At 61.0% G+C, this 16,812-nt stretch carries 10 protein-coding genes; 7 read left to right on the top strand and 3 right to left on the bottom strand.

The window, feature by feature from the left end; translation table 11 throughout:
- Positions 1-138 precede the first annotated feature (138 nt).
- On the bottom strand, positions 139-2,577 hold the full coding sequence (locus M5B98_RS19785; protein ID WP_119430135.1) for a Lon protease family protein: 2,439 nt from the start codon (positions 2,575-2,577) through the stop codon (positions 139-141).
- 322 nt (positions 2,578-2,899) lie between these two features.
- On the opposite strand from M5B98_RS19785, the gene M5B98_RS19780 reads away from it, so the two are divergent.
- The 4 genes from M5B98_RS19780 to M5B98_RS19765 all read left to right on the top strand — a co-directional run bounded on the left by M5B98_RS19780 (position 2,900) and on the right by M5B98_RS19765 (position 6,342).
- Entirely contained in the window at positions 2,900-3,388 is a 489-nt protein-coding gene (locus tag M5B98_RS19780) for a DUF3015 domain-containing protein (protein WP_007950971.1), read from the top strand.
- Between the two features lie 94 nt (positions 3,389-3,482).
- The gene (locus M5B98_RS19775) at positions 3,483-5,336 is read left to right on the top strand and encodes a DUF4105 domain-containing protein (protein WP_248743715.1); all 1,854 of its coding nucleotides are present in this window, start codon (positions 3,483-3,485) and stop codon (positions 5,334-5,336) included.
- Between the two features lie 84 nt (positions 5,337-5,420).
- Complete coding sequence (locus M5B98_RS19770; protein ID WP_248743714.1) at positions 5,421-5,777, top strand: hypothetical protein; 357 nt, start codon at positions 5,421-5,423, stop codon at positions 5,775-5,777.
- A 70-nt stretch (positions 5,778-5,847) separates the two neighbouring features.
- A complete protein-coding gene (locus tag M5B98_RS19765; protein ID WP_248743713.1) occupies positions 5,848-6,342 on the top strand; it encodes a GreA/GreB family elongation factor in 495 nt (164 codons plus the stop codon).
- A gap of 10 nt (positions 6,343-6,352) precedes the next feature.
- Here the strand turns inward: M5B98_RS19765 and gdhA are convergent, their stop codons facing one another.
- Both gdhA and ettA read right to left on the bottom strand, forming a co-directional pair.
- Positions 6,353-7,690, bottom strand: coding sequence for an NADP-specific glutamate dehydrogenase (gene gdhA / locus M5B98_RS19760; RefSeq protein ID WP_248743712.1), 1,338 nt, complete (start codon positions 7,688-7,690; stop codon positions 6,353-6,355).
- Positions 7,691-7,883: 193 nt separating this feature from the next.
- Positions 7,884-9,548: an energy-dependent translational throttle protein EttA gene (gene ettA, locus M5B98_RS19755; RefSeq protein ID WP_007950976.1), complete on the bottom strand. Its 1,665-nt coding sequence runs from the start codon at positions 9,546-9,548 to the stop codon at positions 7,884-7,886.
- Between the two features lie 294 nt (positions 9,549-9,842).
- On the opposite strand from ettA, the gene morA reads away from it, so the two are divergent.
- The 3 genes from morA to M5B98_RS19740 all read left to right on the top strand — a co-directional run bounded on the left by morA (position 9,843) and on the right by M5B98_RS19740 (position 16,774).
- Positions 9,843-13,691 carry a cyclic di-GMP receptor MorA gene (morA, locus tag M5B98_RS19750; protein ID WP_248743711.1) on the top strand — a complete coding sequence of 1,283 codons (3,849 nt, stop codon included), beginning with the start codon at positions 9,843-9,845 and terminating at the stop codon, positions 13,689-13,691.
- 239 nt (positions 13,692-13,930) lie between these two features.
- Entirely contained in the window at positions 13,931-15,184 is a 1,254-nt protein-coding gene (gene glyA / locus M5B98_RS19745) for a serine hydroxymethyltransferase (protein ID WP_007950978.1), read from the top strand.
- A 276-nt stretch (positions 15,185-15,460) separates the two neighbouring features.
- Positions 15,461-16,774, top strand: a complete 1,314-nt coding sequence (locus M5B98_RS19740) for a C4-dicarboxylate transporter DctA (protein WP_236188798.1) — start codon at positions 15,461-15,463, stop codon at positions 16,772-16,774.
- Positions 16,775-16,812: the final 38 nt, after the last annotated feature.

The raw sequence follows: 16,812 nt of genomic DNA, 5'->3' as shown, positions 1-16,812 counted from the left end.
CGCCAACCGCGCAGAACCAGAAGGCGCCGAATGGTCATTGTGTGAATATTGACGCCAGAGTGATGGCACTTTTGCCGACGTTCGCGACAAAACAAAATGGGAGCACAAGGCTCCCATTTGTCTGACGATAGCCTTCGCTTACGCCGGTTTGGCTTCGGCCAGTGCCTCCTGCGCCAGTTCTTTCTCGGCTTCTTTCAGGTCCTCTTCGCTGATCATTTCGGCAATCACTCGCAGACGTTCCACCACGCGTGCGTTGACGCTGCCTTCCGGGAACTCGCCCTCCTCGTTCGGCTCACCGGCAGGCTCGCCCACCAGCAGGCTCAGCGCTTCATCCGCCTGACGCACCGCATAAACGTGGAACTGCCCGGCCCGGACTGCGGCCAGCACTTTCTCATCGAGCATCAGCGTGGCGACGTTGGCGTGAGGAATGATCGCGCCCTGCTCGCCGGTCAGCCCGCGTGCTTCGCAGAGGCGGAAGAAGCCTTCGATCTTCTCGTTGACCCCGCCCACCGCCTGCACTTCGCCGAACTGGTTGATGGAACCGGTAATCGCGAAGCACTGCTTGAGCGGGGTTTTCGACAAGGCCGAGATCAGCGTGCACGCCTCGCCCAGCGACGCACTGTCGCCATCGACGTAGCCGTAGGATTGCTCCAGCGCGATGCTTGCGGAGATTGCCAGCGGGAATTCCTGAGCGTAACGGCTGCCCAGATACCCGGTGAGAATCATCACGCCCTTGGAGTGGATTGGCTGGCCGAGGTTGACCTCGCGCTCGATGTCGACGATACCGCTGCCACCCGGGTACACCGTGGCGGAAATCCGCGCCGGCACACCGAACGCCGAGTCGCCGACTTCCAGCACCGTCAGGCCGTTGCACTTGCCGACCGCCGCGCCGTCGGTGTCGATCAGGATGATCCCCGCCAGCATGTCGTCGAGAATCCGCGCCGATACACGTCCGGTACGAGTGGCCTTGGCTTTCAGGGCGCGCTCGATGTGGCCGGCGTCGGTCATTTCATCGTTGGCCAGGTGACGGATGAAATCCGCCTCGCTGACCAGTTGGAACAGATCGCCGATCCGCGCCGACAAGCGCCCCTGGTGCTCGGCCAGACGTGCGCTGTAAGTCGCCAGACGCGCCACCGCGTCGGCGGTCAACGGCGCCATGCCTTCTTCCGACGTGCGGGTTTTCAGCAATTGGGCGAACTGCTCCAGGCTTTCGTCGACCATCGGGATGTCTTCGTCGAAATCCACCAGGACGCGGAACATCTCCTGGAAGTCCGGATCGAGGTCTTGCAGCGTGTAATACAGCTGACGCGCACCGATGATGATGACTTTGACATTCAACGGAATGAATTGCGGGTTGAGCGTCACGGTCGCGAAACGGCCCATCTCGCCCAGAGGCGATTCCATTTTCAGCTTGCGCGATTGCAGGGCGCGTTTGAGCGCATCCCACACAAAGGGCTCGCCGAGCATCTTTTCCGCTTCGAGGATCAGGAAACCACCGTTGGCACGGTGCAGCGCCCCCGGACGCAACTGGCGATACGTGGTGTAGAGCGCGCCCTGATCGGTGGTGTATTCGATGCGGCCGAACAGGTTTTCATAAGTCGGATGCGGCTCGAACACCACCGGCGCACCGCCGCTGGCCGGATGGCCGACCACCAGGCTCGGCGCGTATTGTTCTTCCAGCAGCTTGCGTGCAACGGCGTCGGTCTTGCTGTCGTCCACCAGTTGCTCGACCACGGTTTTCAGCAGATAAACCTGCACCGCTTGCAGGTAACCGCAGACCGCGGCGTTTTCCGCGTACTTCTCCGACAGCGGTGCGAGCAAAGGCTGCAACGCCAGAGTAATGGTTTCTTCGTTGAGCTGACGCAACTGGTTGCTCGACTCGCGCTTCCATTGCGGCAGGCTGGCGAGCTCTTCGTTCAGGCGTTCTTCGAGGCCGGAAATGTCCTCGTGGAAACGTTCGCGCTCGGACTCCGGCAACTGGGCGAATTCAGCCTCGTCCAGCGCTTTGCCTTCGAGCATCGGGGTGAAGGCGATGTTGCTGCTGTCGCGGTACAGGGCGACGTCTTTTTCCAGGGCCAGACGCTCGATGACGTCCAGCGCCTTGTCGTAGCGCTGGTTGAAGGCGCGGTCGATGGCGCTCTTCTTCTGCTGGTAGGACGGGTGTTCGAACACCGCGGGAAAAGTCGACAGCAGGTTGTCGATCAAGCCGTTGATATCGCCGATGAACGCCGCGGCGCTGCCCGATGGCAGCTCCAGGGCGCGGGGTTCGCGAGGCTCATCGAAATTGTTGACGTAGACCCAGTCCGCCGGGGTCTGCAGGCGCTTGCCTTCGGCCTTCAGGTAGCGTTTGACGAACGAGAAACGGCCGGTGCCGGGCTCGCCCATGACGAATACGTTGTAACCGGGGCGTGGCATGGCCACACCGAACTGCAAGGCTTCGACCGCACGTTCCTGGCCAAGCACACCGCGAAAGGGCTCCAGATCATTGGTGGTAGTGAAGCTGAACTGTTCAGCGGAAAACGGACGGGTCAGCGCTTCGGGCGCTAGACGCAAGCTGGCAGCAACAGGATCAGGCATCGGGCTTCCTTAACAATCAGGCGGGGCAGATAGCGGCATTCTGGCGCTGCCCGTGCCCCACTGGCAAGGCGCGCCACACGACAAAGCATAGACAACCGGCCAACCCCGCGGCCGGCCCCGCAAAACCGGGCTGGATCACGAATATGCTGCAAAAAATCACGGAACCACGGGAACCTGCCTAAACTCCAAACTGCGCGGCTGGAACTAATACCGGCCCACTGGCGCCAGAAGGTCTGTACGAAAACTCGCCAAGTGGCGTTTTGATGTAGAGAGCGGGGCCAGAACCCTGTCCATTGGTACGCACATAAAAGAGAACAAAGCTATGAAACGGATTCTTCTCGGTACTCTCTTCACCGCTGTATCCATCAACGCCATGGCTCAGGCGCCAGGCGGTCCGGATTGCGGCTGGGGCAACATGCTGTTCGAAGGTCAGCGTGGCACCCCGGCTCACTTCCTGGCATCCACCACCAACGGCACTTCCGGCAATGCGACCTTCGGTATGACTTCCGGTACCAACGGTTGCTCCACCAACGCGTCGCTGACCTATGGCGGCAAATCCTGGTTTGCCATGAATGGCATGATGAACGAGCTGTCCGAAGACATGGCAAAAGGCAACGGCGAAGCGCTGACGACCTATGCCGTGGTACTGGGCGTGGCGCCGGAAGACCGTGCGCACTTCGCCGCCGTCACTCACGAGCACTTCCAGCAGATCTTCAGCAAGGCTGACGTGACCGCCGAAGACGTGCATACCAACACCCTGGCCGTGCTGAAAGCAGACCCTCGTCTGGCCAAGTACGCAACTCAGGCTTAAGCTCGACCCCACCCGCTTCTTTCGGGAAGCGGGTTTTGTTTTTTCGGCCCGCCCTCCTTGGGTCTTTTGTTTCTTTCGACTTAAGTTGCCACCTATGCTCAAACGCCTTGCCTGGCTGGCGCTGTGTGTCTGCGCCCCGCTGTCCGCCGCGCCCCACATCGACCCTCAACGTTTGCAGCAACTGGCCAACGATCGCTTCTGGATTTCCCTCGGCCATTACGAAACCGCCAAGCTCGGCGGCTGGCGCAGCTACGTCAGCGACAAGAAGTTCTTCATCGCCCCCGACGGCAACGAACACCCCGACCACGAACTGGCCGCCACGGTCCAGGCGCTGTACGCCCCGGCCAGTCTCGGTGAGCAACACGCCCAGTGCGTCTACCCCGCGCGCACCCGCTGGCTGAAAGATCAGCTCAACCTGACCGACCTGCCGGCGCCGGACTGCGCCGAATTCAAGAAATGGTTCAAGGACGTCTCGCCCCACAGCGCGGTGATGATTTTCCCGGCGGCCTATCTCAACAGCCCTTCATCGATGTTCGGTCACACCCTGCTGCGCATCGATCAGGCCGATGTGCAGAGCGACAAGACTTCGCTGCTCAGTTACGCGATCAACTTCGGCGCCTACATCGAAGGCTCGGACAACAGCATTCTGTATGCCTGGAAAGGCCTGATGGGCGGCTATCCGGGACTGTTCGCGCTGGTGCCGTATCAGGAAAAACTCTCGGAATACCGCAGCCTTGAAAACCGCGACCTGTGGGAGTACCGGCTCAACCTGACACAAGCCGAAACCGCACGGATGGTCGAGCATGTGTGGGAGCTCAAGCAGATTCAGTTCGACTACTTCTTCTTCGATGAAAACTGCTCCTATCGCCTGCTCGAACTGTTGCAGGTCGCCCGCCCGAGCCTGCGCCTGACCGAACAATTCCCGCTGACCGCGATTCCCACCGACACCGTCAAAGCGGTGAAAGAAGCCGGACTGGTCGAGCACATCGAATACCGCCCGTCCCGCGAGCGTGAATTGCTAAGCCGCGCCGAGCCCCTGACCGGCGAAGAACAGGACTGGGTGCTGAAAGTCAGCGCCGACCAGCAACAATTGCAGGATCCGGCCTTCAAGGCCCTGCCCCGTGATCGGCAAGCGCTGATCGTCGACGCGGCGTATCGGCTGGAGCGCTACCGTGCCAACGGCCAGGAACGTGATCCGCAACGGGCACAGCGCAGTTTCGAATTGCTGCGGGCGATCAACAAGAACCCGGCGCCGGAGCTGCAAATTCCACAACCGGGCCTGCCCGAAGACGGCCACGAATCGCGTACCTGGCAGGCCGGTCTCGGCACCCGTGGCGACCGCGCATTCGGCGAGTACGGTCTGCGCATGGCCTATCACGACCTCAACGACAACGCCGAGAGTTTCCCCCTCGGCGCGCAGATCGAAATCCTGCAAATGAAGCTGCGCCAGTACGAAGGCAATCACTGGCAGTTCCAGCAACTGGATCTGGCGACCATCCGCTCACTGACGCCACGCAATGCGCTGCTGCAACCGTTGTCGTGGCAAGTCACCGGAGGTCTGGAACGTGTGCCGGGCAAGCATGACGACGAGACGCTGGTCAGCCATGTCAACGGTGGCGGCGGTGGAACCTGGGCGCTGGGTGACGATGTACTGGGTTTTGCCCTCGGCACCGTGCGCGTTGAACACAACAATGATTTCGCCGAATTCGTTTCCCCCGCAGGCGGTTTCAATACCGGCGTGCTGTGGAAAAACCCGTTGGGCAATCTCAGTGTGGAGGCCAAGGGCGATTACTTCTTCAACGGCGAAGTGCGCCGCAGCCTCAGTCTGAATCAACAGTGGGAGTTGTCTCGCAACCTGGGCCTGCGCCTGAGTGCGCAGCGTGAGTTCAGCCATCTGGCAACGCCGGAGACGGAAGTGATGCTGGAAGTGAAGTGGTATCACTACTGAGGTTTTGATCTTCCTTTCACACCCCGTCGACGAATCCGCTTCTAGACTTTCCCTGTAAGCCGGAGAACGGCGCGGGAGAGTCAGATGTGGCGGTGTGCGGGTTTGCTGGCTGTGTTGCTGTTGCTGGGTGGCTGTCAGAGCACCCACGAAGATCTGATCGCCAAGGGTTATCCACCGGCGTTCGCCGACGGTTTCGATGACGGTTGCATCAGCGGTCGTCAGGCGGCCGGTTCTATCAGCGGCGAGTTTCGCAAGAACGTGCCGCGCTATCTCAAGGATCCGCAATACGCCGAGGGCTGGAGCGACGGTTTCCGCCAGTGTCAGGCGATGCTGGAAAACAAGGATCGCGAGGAGTATCGCAACGAACACTGGGACGAGCGCGAGCGGGCCTGGCAGCAACAGAAAGATCAGGGCGCCGCGCGGGCTTATCGTTCGCAGTAGGTCGTTTCCAGACATCCGGCGAAACCTTTAGCCTGCGACCATGGCCCAACGGTTGTCACAGGAGGTCACCATGAGCCGTGCTTTCGTCAACGAAGACAACGCCGCTGCGCAAGCCGATCAGCCGGTCGAACGGCAGGTCAGCACGCAGCCCAATTACGTCACGCCGCAGGGGCTGGCCCAGTTGCAGGCGAAAGTCGCCGAGCTGCAGACACTGCACGCCGAACAGACGGCCATGGGCGAACAGGCCGACAAACAGCGTCTGGCCGATCTCGAACGGGATTTGCGTTATTTCAATCAGCGGGTCGGCAGCGCTCAGGTCGTGCCAGCCCCGACCTCCAACGAAAAGGTGCAGATCGGCAGCTGGGTGACCTACGCCGACGAACACAACACCGAACGCCGGGTGCAACTGGTCGGCGAAGACCAGGCCGATGCCGCCCACGGCCTGATCAACTGGGCCTCACCGCTGGGCCGCGCGCTGCTTGGCGCGCGACTCAACGACGAAGTGCTGTGGCAGCGTCCGGCGGGCAATCAACTGATCGAAGTGATCCGCATCGATCGCTCTTGAACCACAGTGCTTAAACCACGCCCTGCGCCAGCATCGCGTCGGCAACTTTGACGAAACCGGCGATGTTCGCGCCTTTGACGTAGTTGATCCGGCCGTTTTCCTCACCGTAATGCACACAGGCGTGGTGGATCGACTGCATGATCCCGTGCAGCTTGCTGTCCACCTCACCCGCCGTCCACAGCAGGCGCATGGCGTTCTGCGACATCTCCAGACCGCTGACCGCCACACCGCCGGCATTCGAGGCCTTGCCCGGCGCGAACAGGATTCCCGCCTCGATAAAGATATCCACAGCCTCAAGGGTGGTCGGCATGTTCGCACCCTCGGCCACACAGATGCAGCCGTTGCGCAGCAGGGTGCGGGCGGCTTCGGCGTCGAGTTCGTTCTGGGTGGCGCACGGCAGTGCGATATCGCACGGCAACGACCATGGCAGTTGACCGGCGCGGAATTCCAGGCCGAACGCGGCCGCCAACTCGCTGATCCGTCCACGCTTGACGTTTTTCAGCTCCAGCAGCGCCAGCCACTGCTCTTCGCTCAGGCCGGCTTCGCAATACAGCGTGCCTTCGGAATCGGACAGGGAGATCACCTTGCCGCCCAGGTCCATCACTTTGCGAGCCGCGTATTGCGCGACGTTGCCGGAGCCGGAGATCGCCACTCGCTTGTCTTCGACGGTCTGCTCGCGGCGCTTGAGCATTTCCTCGGCGAAATACACGCAACCGAAACCCGTGGCTTCCGGGCGGATCAGGCTACCGCCGTAGGTCATGCCCTTGCCGGTCAGCACGCTGGTGAACTGGTTGCTCAGGCGCTTGTATTGGCCGAACAGGAAACCGATCTCCCGTGCGCCGACACCGATATCGCCCGCCGGCACGTCCACGTCGGCGCCGATGTGGCGGTACAGCTCACTCATGAACGCCTGGCAGAAACGCATGACTTCGGCGTCGCTCTTGCCCTTCGGATCGAAGTCCGAACCGCCCTTGCCGCCGCCCATGGGCAGCGAAGTCAGGGAGTTCTTGAAGGTCTGCTCGAAGGCGAGGAATTTCAGCACGCCCAGATTCACCGAAGGATGGAAACGCAAACCGCCCTTGTATGGCCCGATGGCGCTGTTCATCTGGATTCGGAAGCCGCGATTGACCTGCACCTTGCCCTGATCGTCGACCCACGACACCCGGAACACTACCGCCCGCTCCGGCTCGCAGATGCGCTCCAGAATCCCCGAGGTCAGATAGTGCGGATTGGCTTCGAGAAACGGCCACAGGCTGCGCAGGACTTCTTCGACGGCCTGGTGGAATTCGGGTTGATCCGGATCGCGTTTTTTCAGACGGGCAAGGAAGGATTCGACGGATTCGATCATGGGAAAAGTCTCGGCAAATTTGTTGTCGTTGGAAGAGATTGAGCCGGACTGTAACAAACGATCTGTACACAGCAACAGACAAAAATGTCGCATTTATGAAAACAAATAGTACACACGCTATAAATCACGGCGGATTGCAGGCAAAAAAAAGCGGAGCCCGAAGGCTCCGCTCTTTCATGCAACCAACCTGAAATCAGGCCAGTTTCTTGTGGCGTACCCGGTGTGGCTGGGCCGCTGCTTCGCCGAGGCGCTTTTTGCGATCGGCTTCGTACTCGGTGTAGTTGCCTTCGAAGAACACCGCCTGCGAGTCGTCTTCGTACGCCAGGATGTGCGTGGCGACGCGGTCAAGGAACCACCGGTCGTGAGAGATCACAATGGCGGCGCCCGGGAAGTCCAGCAGGGCTTCTTCCAGGGAACGCAGGGTTTCAACGTCGAGGTCGTTGGACGGTTCGTCGAGCAGCAGGACGTTGCCGCCCTCCTTCAGGGTCAGCGCCAGGTGCAGACGACCGCGCTCACCGCCGGACAGATCCTTGACGAACTTCTGCTGATCACCGCCCTTGAAGTTGAAGCGACCGACGTAGGTACGCGACGGGATCTCGTAGTTGCCGATGCGGATCTGGTCGGAACCGTCGGAGATCTGCTGGAACACAGTCTTGCTGCCGTCCAGGTCTTCGCGGCTCTGGTCCACACAGGCCAGTTGCACGGTTTCGCCGATCTCGATGCTGCCGGAGTCCGGGGTTTCCTTGCCCATCAGCATGCGGAACAGGGTCGATTTACCGGCACCGTTACCGCCGATCACGCCGACGATGGCGCCTTTCGGCATCGAGAACGACAGGTTGTCGATCAACACGCGATCGCCGTAGCCCTTGGTGACGTTCTTGAATTCGATGACCTTGTCACCCAGGCGCGGACCGGCCGGGATGTAGATCTCGTTGGTTTCTGAACGCTTCTGGAATTCCTGCGACTGCATTTCTTCGAAGCGCTGCAGACGTGCCTTGGATTTCGACTGGCGGGCCTTGGCGCCTTTGCGCACCCACTCCAGTTCTTCCTTCATGGCTTTTTCGTGAGCCGATTGCTGCTTGGATTCCTGGGCCAGACGATCGGACTTGGCTTCCAGCCAACCCGAGTAGTTGCCCTCGTAAGGAATGCCCGCACCGCGGTCGAGTTCCAGAATCCAGCCGGCGACGTTGTCCAGGAAGTAACGGTCGTGCGTGATCGCTACCACAGTGCCCGGGAAGTCGTGCAGGAAGTGTTCGAGCCACGCAACGGAGTCGGCGTCCAGGTGGTTGGTCGGTTCGTCGAGCAGCAGCATGTCCGGGGCGGACAGCAGCAGACGGCACAGGGCCACACGACGCTTTTCACCACCGGACAGGTGTTCGACCTTCGCGTCCCAGGCCGGCAGACGCAGCGCATCGGCGGCGACTTCCAGTTGACGCTCCAGGTTGTGACCGTCGCTGGCCTGCAGGATCGCTTCGAGCTTGGCCTGTTCGGCGGCCAGCTTGTCGAAGTCGGCGTCCGGGTCGGCGTAGGCGGCGTAGACCTCGTCCAGACGCGCTTGCGCATCCTTGATCACGCTGACCGCTTCCTCGACCACTTCACGCACGGTCTTGGTCGGATCAAGTTGCGGCTCTTGCGGCAGATAACCGATGTTCAGTTCCGGCATCGGGCGCGCTTCGCCTTCGAATTCAGTGTCGACGCCGGCCATGATTTTCAGCAGCGTGGACTTACCCGAACCGTTGAGGCCGAGTACGCCGATCTTGGCGCCCGGGAAGAAGGACAGAGAAATGTTTTTCAGGATTTCCCGCTTCGGCGGAACAACTTTGCCCAGCCGATGCATGGTGAAGACGTATTGAGCCATGGAGAACCTTGGGTCAGTGACAGATGAATGATTGGAGCGCAGGCGATGCCCGGCCAGACCGATGCGCGTCGTTCACTTGACCACTTGATGGCCATCAATGCGTGCGCGCTGAAAAAGTCTGAGTCTAGGAGCTGGAACGCTCCCGCGTAACCGGCAAAGCTACCTGAATGACAGAAGGCAGTCCAGCCGAGCGGGGCTGGCACTTCGCCACAACTCAAGGCATGCTAGCCGCCCTTTGGGCGTCCGGCTTATAGTGCACGTCGCGCCAGTCCAGCCAAACCGCAGGATTACAGCTTGTCCAATGTCACTCCGCCAGCCTCTGTGAGCAGCACCCAACCGGCGCCCGGCTCGTCCCTGCGCGGAACATTGAAAGGCGCGCTGGCGACGCTGGTGCTGATGCTGCTGGCGTTGCTGTTCTGGCAACTGCTCGATCAACTGCGCGAAACCCAGAAAAACCAGCGTCAGTACACCATCGATTACACCGCCGATCTCGCCTCGCAAGTCAGCCTCAACATGTCGCTGAATGCGCAGATCGCGCTCAATCTGCTACCGATCGTCGAACAGCCGCAGTCTGCCGACGAACAGCAGGCGCTGCTGCGCAAGCTGCAGAAATCCCTGCCTGACCTGCAGAGCATGGCTTTGCTGAGCCCGTCGGGAAAAATCCTCAGCGACAGCGCCACCGACAGCAAAGACGCCGACTACCTCAGCGATCTGGTGCGCCGCAGCCACGCCCAGGCACATTATTTCAGCAACGCCGATGACGGCTCAGTGGTGCATCTGTTGTTGCATCAGGCCAGCGGCAGCACGCGCGGCTACTGGGCGCTGCGCCTGACCCCGACCTTCTTTGCCTCGCTGACCAAACAGGGCGAGACCGGCATCCGCCCGCTGTGGCTGGTGGAAAACCGCATCAATCACCAGATCATCAGCCGTGACGAAGGCCTGCCTTCCACCAAGGCCAGCACCCTGACACCCGAAGATCTGGCCAACAGCGTGCTGACCGTGCCGCTGAGCAGCAGCGACTGGCAACTGCGCGGGCTTTTCGACCGGCAACATGTGCTCGAAGAGCTGCTGCCGGCGTTCATCGGCAAATGCCTGCTGGGCCTGGCGCTGTCCCTGCTGCCGTTCATTGCCTTGCTCAACATGCGCCGCCGTCAGCGCCAGGTGCATGAAGGACGCCGCCGTTATCAGGATATTTTCGAAGGCACCGGTGTAGCCCTGTGCGTGCTAGATCTTTCGGGACTGAAACAGGTTTTCGAAAAGGCCCAGATCCAGACCAGCGACCAGCTCAAGGCCTGGCTCGATCAACCGCAGCAACGTCAGCAGTTGCTGCAGGAACTGCGAGTCACCGAGGTCAATCAGGTGGCGTTGCAACTGCTCAACGTCAATTCCTGCGACCACGCCTGGCAGCTGCTGATCGACGGTCACCCGCACAGCCAGTGCGCGATCGGCAATCAAGTGCTAGATGCCGTGCTCCAGCAGCAAAAGCAGCTGGAACTGGAAATCAAACTGCCGGACATCAACGGCCGTGACCAGCACCTGTGGCTGGTGCTGCGCCTGCCTCATGAGCAGCACGACTACAAGGCCGTGATCCTGAGCATCAACGACATCACCAGCCGCAAGCTGATCGAACTGTCGCTGCTGGAGCGCGAGGGCTTCTGGTCGGACGTGGTGCGTACCGTGCCGGATCACCTGTACGTGCAGGATGTGATCAGCCAGCGGATGATTTTCAGCAACCACCACCTGGGCCAGACCCTCGGTTACAACCGCTCCGAGCTGCATCAGATGGGCGAGTATTTCTGGGAAATCCTCCTGCACCCGGAAGACGCCGATTACTACCACCGCTCGCGGCAAATGCAGCGTCATGCCGGTTACAGCCAGTTGCTGCAATGCCAGTTGCGTTTCCGTCATCGCGACGGCAAGTGGCGGCGCTTCGATATCCGCGAACAGGCGCTGGCCCGGGACAAGCACGATCAGGTGACGCGGATCATCGGCGTGGCCAAGGACATCACCGAGCAGATCGAGGCCAGCGAATCCCTGCGCGACAGCGAACAGCGCTACCGGATGCTCGCCGAAAGCATCAGCGACGTGATCTTCTCCACCGACAGCAAACTCTCGCTCAATTACGTCAGCCCGTCGGTGCAAGCGGTGCTGGGCTACGACGCCGAGTGGATTTTCCAGAACGGCTGGCAGTCGACCATCGCCAACCCGCAGCAACTCAACGGCATCTATCACCTGATGGACCGGGTCAGCAAAGCCCTGGACAAACCCGAACAACTGGCAATCCTGCGCAGTCAGGTGCAGACCCAGATGTTCCTGTTCGACTGCCTGCGCGCCGATGGCCGCAAGATCCCGATCGAACTGCGCCTGGTGCTGGTGTGGGACGAACACGGCGCCTTCGAAGGCGTGCTCGGGGTTGGTCGCGACATCAGCCAGCAGCGCCGCGCCGAAAAAGACCTGCGCATGGCGGCCACGGTATTCGAGCATTCGACTTCGGCGATCCTGATCACCGACCCGGCCGGGTACATCGTTCAGGCCAACGAAGCGTTCAGTCGCGTCAGCGGCTACGCGGTGAGCGAAGTGCTCGACCAGTTGCCGAACATGCTCACCGTCGACGAACAACAGGACGCGCACCTGCGTTACGTGCTCAAGCAATTGCATCAGCACAGCACCTGGGAAGGCGAAGTCTGGCTCAAGCGGCGTAACGGCGAGCACTACCCGGCGTGGGTCGGCATCACTGCGGTGCTCGATGACGAAGGCGACCTGGCCAGCTATGTGTGCTTCTTCAGCGACATCAGCGAGCGCAAGGCCAGCGAACAGCGGATTCACCGCCTCGCCTACTACGACGCCCTGACCCATCTGCCGAACCGCACGCTGTTCCAGGATCGCCTGCACACCGCGCTGCAATCGGCCGACCGGCAGAAGTCGTGGGTGGTGCTGATGTTCCTCGACCTCGATCGTTTCAAACCGATCAACGACTCCCTCGGTCACGCCGCCGGCGACCGCATGCTCAAGGATATGGCCACCCGGCTGCTGGCCTGCGTCGACGATGACGACACCGTGGCGCGGATGGGCGGCGACGAATTCACATTGCTGCTGCAGCACCGCTCCAGCCGCGAGATGGCGCTGAACCGTGCCATTCATGTGGCCGAGCAGATTCTTGGCAGCCTCGTGCGACCGTTCGTGCTGGAGGGGCGCGAGTTCTTCGTCACCGCCAGTATCGGCATCGCCCTGAGCCCGCAGGACGGCAACGAACTCAGCCAGCTGATGAAGAACGCCGACACCGCGATGTATCACGCCAAGGAGCGCGGCAAGAACAACTTCCAGTTCTATCAGGCCGACATGAACGCCAGTGCGCTGGAACGTCTGGAGCTGGAAAGCGACCTGCGCCACGCCCTCGAGCAGAACGAATTCGTGCTGTATTACCAGCCGCAGTTCAGCGGCGACGGCAAACGCCTGACCGGCGCCGAAGCCCTGCTGCGCTGGCGTCATCCGCGTCGCGGGCTGGTGCCGCCGGGGGATTTCATCCCGGTGCTCGAAGAACTCGGGCTGGTGGTAGACGTCGGCGACTGGGTGATCAGCGAAGCCTGTCGTCAACTCAAGACCTGGCACCAGAGCCGTGTGCGCGTGCCGAAGGTCTCGGTGAACATTTCCGCCCGGCAGTTCTCCGACGGCCAGCTCGGCACGCGGATCGCCACCATCCTCAAGGAAACCGGCCTGCCGCCGGCGTGCCTGGAGCTGGAGCTGACCGAAAGTATCCTGATGCGTGAAGTCAGCGAGGCAATGCAGATCCTTGCCGGCCTGAAGAACCTCGGCCTGAGCATCGCGGTCGACGACTTCGGCACCGGTTACTCGTCGCTGAACTACCTCAAGCAATTCCCGATCGACGTGCTGAAGATCGATCGCACCTTCGTCGACGGCCTGCCGTCCGGCGAGCAGGACGCGCAGATTGCCCGGGCGATCATCGCCATGGCCCACAGCCTCAACCTGGCGGTAATCGCCGAGGGCGTGGAAACCCATGAACAACTGGACTTCCTGCGCGAGCACGGTTGCGACGAGGTTCAGGGTTATCTGTTCGGACGACCGATGCCGGCCACCCGCTTCGAGGCGCAGTTCAGCAATGACGCGCTGTTCATGTTCGACTGAAGATCAGCGGCGCAGCTTTCGCGAGCAGGCTCGCTTCCACAGGGATTGATGTCGATCACGGAATCCTGCCGCCAACCCGGCTATTGTGCGAACCGGCTGGCCAGGAAAAGGCCGGCACGGACGCCACATATCTGGTCATGAACGCCACTTGTCTGCGACATGATGTCGTTTCATATGCCATCCAAAACCCGTTGGGTTAGAATGCCCCCCTTTTCTGCCCCCGATCCTTGAGGACCGCCATGTTCAGCCGTGATTTGACTATTGCCAAGTACGACGCCGATCTTTTTGCCGCCATGGAGCAAGAAGCCCAGCGCCAGGAAGAACACATCGAGCTGATCGCTTCGGAGAACTACACCAGCCCAGCGGTGATGGAAGCTCAAGGCTCGGTACTGACCAACAAGTACGCCGAAGGCTACCCGGGCAAGCGCTACTACGGTGGTTGCGAGTACGTCGACGTTGTCGAGCAACTGGCCATCGACCGCGCCAAGGAGCTGTTCGGCGCCGACTACGCCAACGTTCAGCCGCACGCCGGTTCCCAGGCCAACGCCGCTGTTTACCTGGCTCTGCTGTCGGCCGGTGACACCATCCTGGGCATGAGCCTGGCTCACGGCGGTCACCTGACCCACGGCGCCAGCGTTTCCTCCTCCGGCAAGCTGTACAACGCCATCCAGTACGGCATCGACGCCAACGGCCTGATCGACTACGACGAAGTCGAGCGCCTGGCTGTTGAACACAAGCCGAAAATGATCGTGGCCGGTTTCTCTGCCTACTCGCAGATCCTCGACTTCCCACGCTTCCGCGCCATCGCCGACAAGGTTGGCGCCTACCTGTTCGTCGACATGGCTCACGTAGCCGGTCTGGTCGCCGCTGGCGTCTACCCGAACCCGGTTCCGTTCGCTGACGTCGTGACCACCACCACTCACAAGACCCTGCGCGGTCCACGTGGTGGCCTGATCCTGGCCAAGGCCAACGCCGACATCGAGAAGAAGCTGAACTCCGCGGTATTCCCGGGCGCCCAGGGTGGCCCGCTGGAGCACGTGATCGCCGCCAAAGCGATCTGCTTCAAGGAAGCACTGCAGCCTGAGTTCAAGGCTTACCAGCAACAAGTGGTGAAAAACGCCCAGGCCATGGCCGGCGTGTTCATCGAGCGCGGTTTCGACGTGGTGTCCGGCGGTACTGAAAACCACCTGTTCCTGCTGTCGCTGATCAAGCAGGAAATCTCCGGTAAAGACGCCGACGCCGCTCTGGGCAAAGCGTTCATCACCGTGAACAAGAACTCCGTGCCAAACGACCCACGCTCCCCGTTCGTCACTTCCGGCCTGCGCTTCGGTACTCCGGCTGTGACCACTCGCGGCTTCAAGGAAGCAGAGTGCAAAGAGCTGGCCGGCTGGATCTGCGACATCCTGGCTGACCTGAACAACGAAGCGGTGATCGACGCCGTTCGTGAGAAAGTCAAAGCCATCTGCAAGAAACTGCCGGTATACGGCGCTTAATTGCGACGCTAAAACCGCAGCATGAAAAACCGGCCAGTGATGGCCGGTTTTTTTTCGCCCGTAAAAAAGTTTCGAACCACGAATGGCTCAAGGTCGGGGCATTGCGCCCAACTGGTCAGACCGGTCATGCCAATTCGTCATTTTTCACTTGCGATCCGTAAAAAACAGCGCCTAGACTGCACCCGCACTGGACATACCGGTAAGACCACAATAATTAAGTCCTGAATCTGATGCGCCCCGCGCACGGCAGCCAGGACACCGACCAGGATTCCTCCCATGCTCAGATGGTGCTCGCGTTCAATCTTCCTCCAAGTGGTTCTCGGACTGGTGCTCGGCATCGTCTGCGGGCTGACCCTTCCTGAATACTCGGCCCAGCTCAAACCGCTCGGCGACGGTTTCATCAAACTGATCAAGATGCTCATCGGCCTGATCGTGTTCTGCGTGGTGGTCAGCGGCATCAGCGGCGCCGGCGATCTGAAGAAGGTCGGGCGAATCGGCCTCAAGTCGGTGATCTACTTCGAAGTGCTGACCACCATCGCCCTGGTGATCGGTCTGGTGTTCGCCTTCAGCACCGGGATCGGCAGCGGTGCCAACATCCATCTGGAGCAGTTGTCCGCCGCCGACATGGGCGACATCGCCGAACGCGGCCAGCACATGCACACCACCACTCAGTTCCTGATGGACCTGATCCCGACCTCGGTACTCGGCGCCTTTGCCGACAACAACATCCTCCAGGTGCTGTTGTTTTCGGTGCTGTTCGGCAGCGCGTTGAATCTGGTGGGCGAAGCGGCTTCCGGGATCTCGCGGCTGATCAACGAACTGAGCCACGTGATCTTCCGCATCATGGGCATGATCGTACGTCTGGCACCGATCGGCGTGTTCGGCGCCATCGCCTTCACCACCAGCAAATACGGCCTCGATTCGCTGCAACACCTTGGCAGTCTGGTCGGCCTGTTTTATCTGACGTGCATCGCTTTCGTCAGCGTGATTCTGGGTCTGGTGATGCGTGCCTCCGGCCTGCGCATGTGGCCGCTGCTCAAGTACCTGCGCGAAGAATTGCTGATCGTCATGGGTACCGCTTCCTCCGACGCCGTGCTGCCGCAGATCATGCGCAAACTGGAACATCTGGGCATCGGCAGTTCGACCGTCGGGCTGGTGATTCCCACCGGTTACTCGTTCAACCTCGATGGTTTTTCGATCTACCTGACACTGGCCATCGTGTTCATCGCCAACGCCACCGGTACGCCGCTGGCCATGACCGACCTGCTGACGATTCTGCTGGTGTCGCTGATTACCTCGAAAGGCGCCCACGGCATTCCGGGTTCGGCGCTGGTAATTCTCGCGGCAACGCTGACTGCGATTCCGGCGATTCCGGTGGTCGGTCTGGTGTTGGTGCTGGCGGTGGACTGGTTCATGGGCATCGGCCGGGCGTTGACCAACCTGATCGGCAACTGCGTCGCCACCGTGGCCATTGCCCGTTGGGAAAAGGACATCGACGTGCAGCGGGCGAACAAGGTGCTCAACGGCGAGCAGGGCTATAACTTTCAGCCGAGAAAAACGGTCGCTCAAGCGGCGGCCAAAGAATTCTGAATGACCGCCGTGCCTGCGCACCTGCAGGCACGGCGCAT

The organism is Pseudomonas sp. MWU12-3088 (assembly GCF_023242405.1).
Lineage (GTDB): Bacteria > Pseudomonadota > Gammaproteobacteria > Pseudomonadales > Pseudomonadaceae > Aquipseudomonas > Aquipseudomonas kribbensis.
Note: the sequence above shows the minus strand (reverse complement) of the source record. Positions and strands in the feature narration are given on the sequence as shown.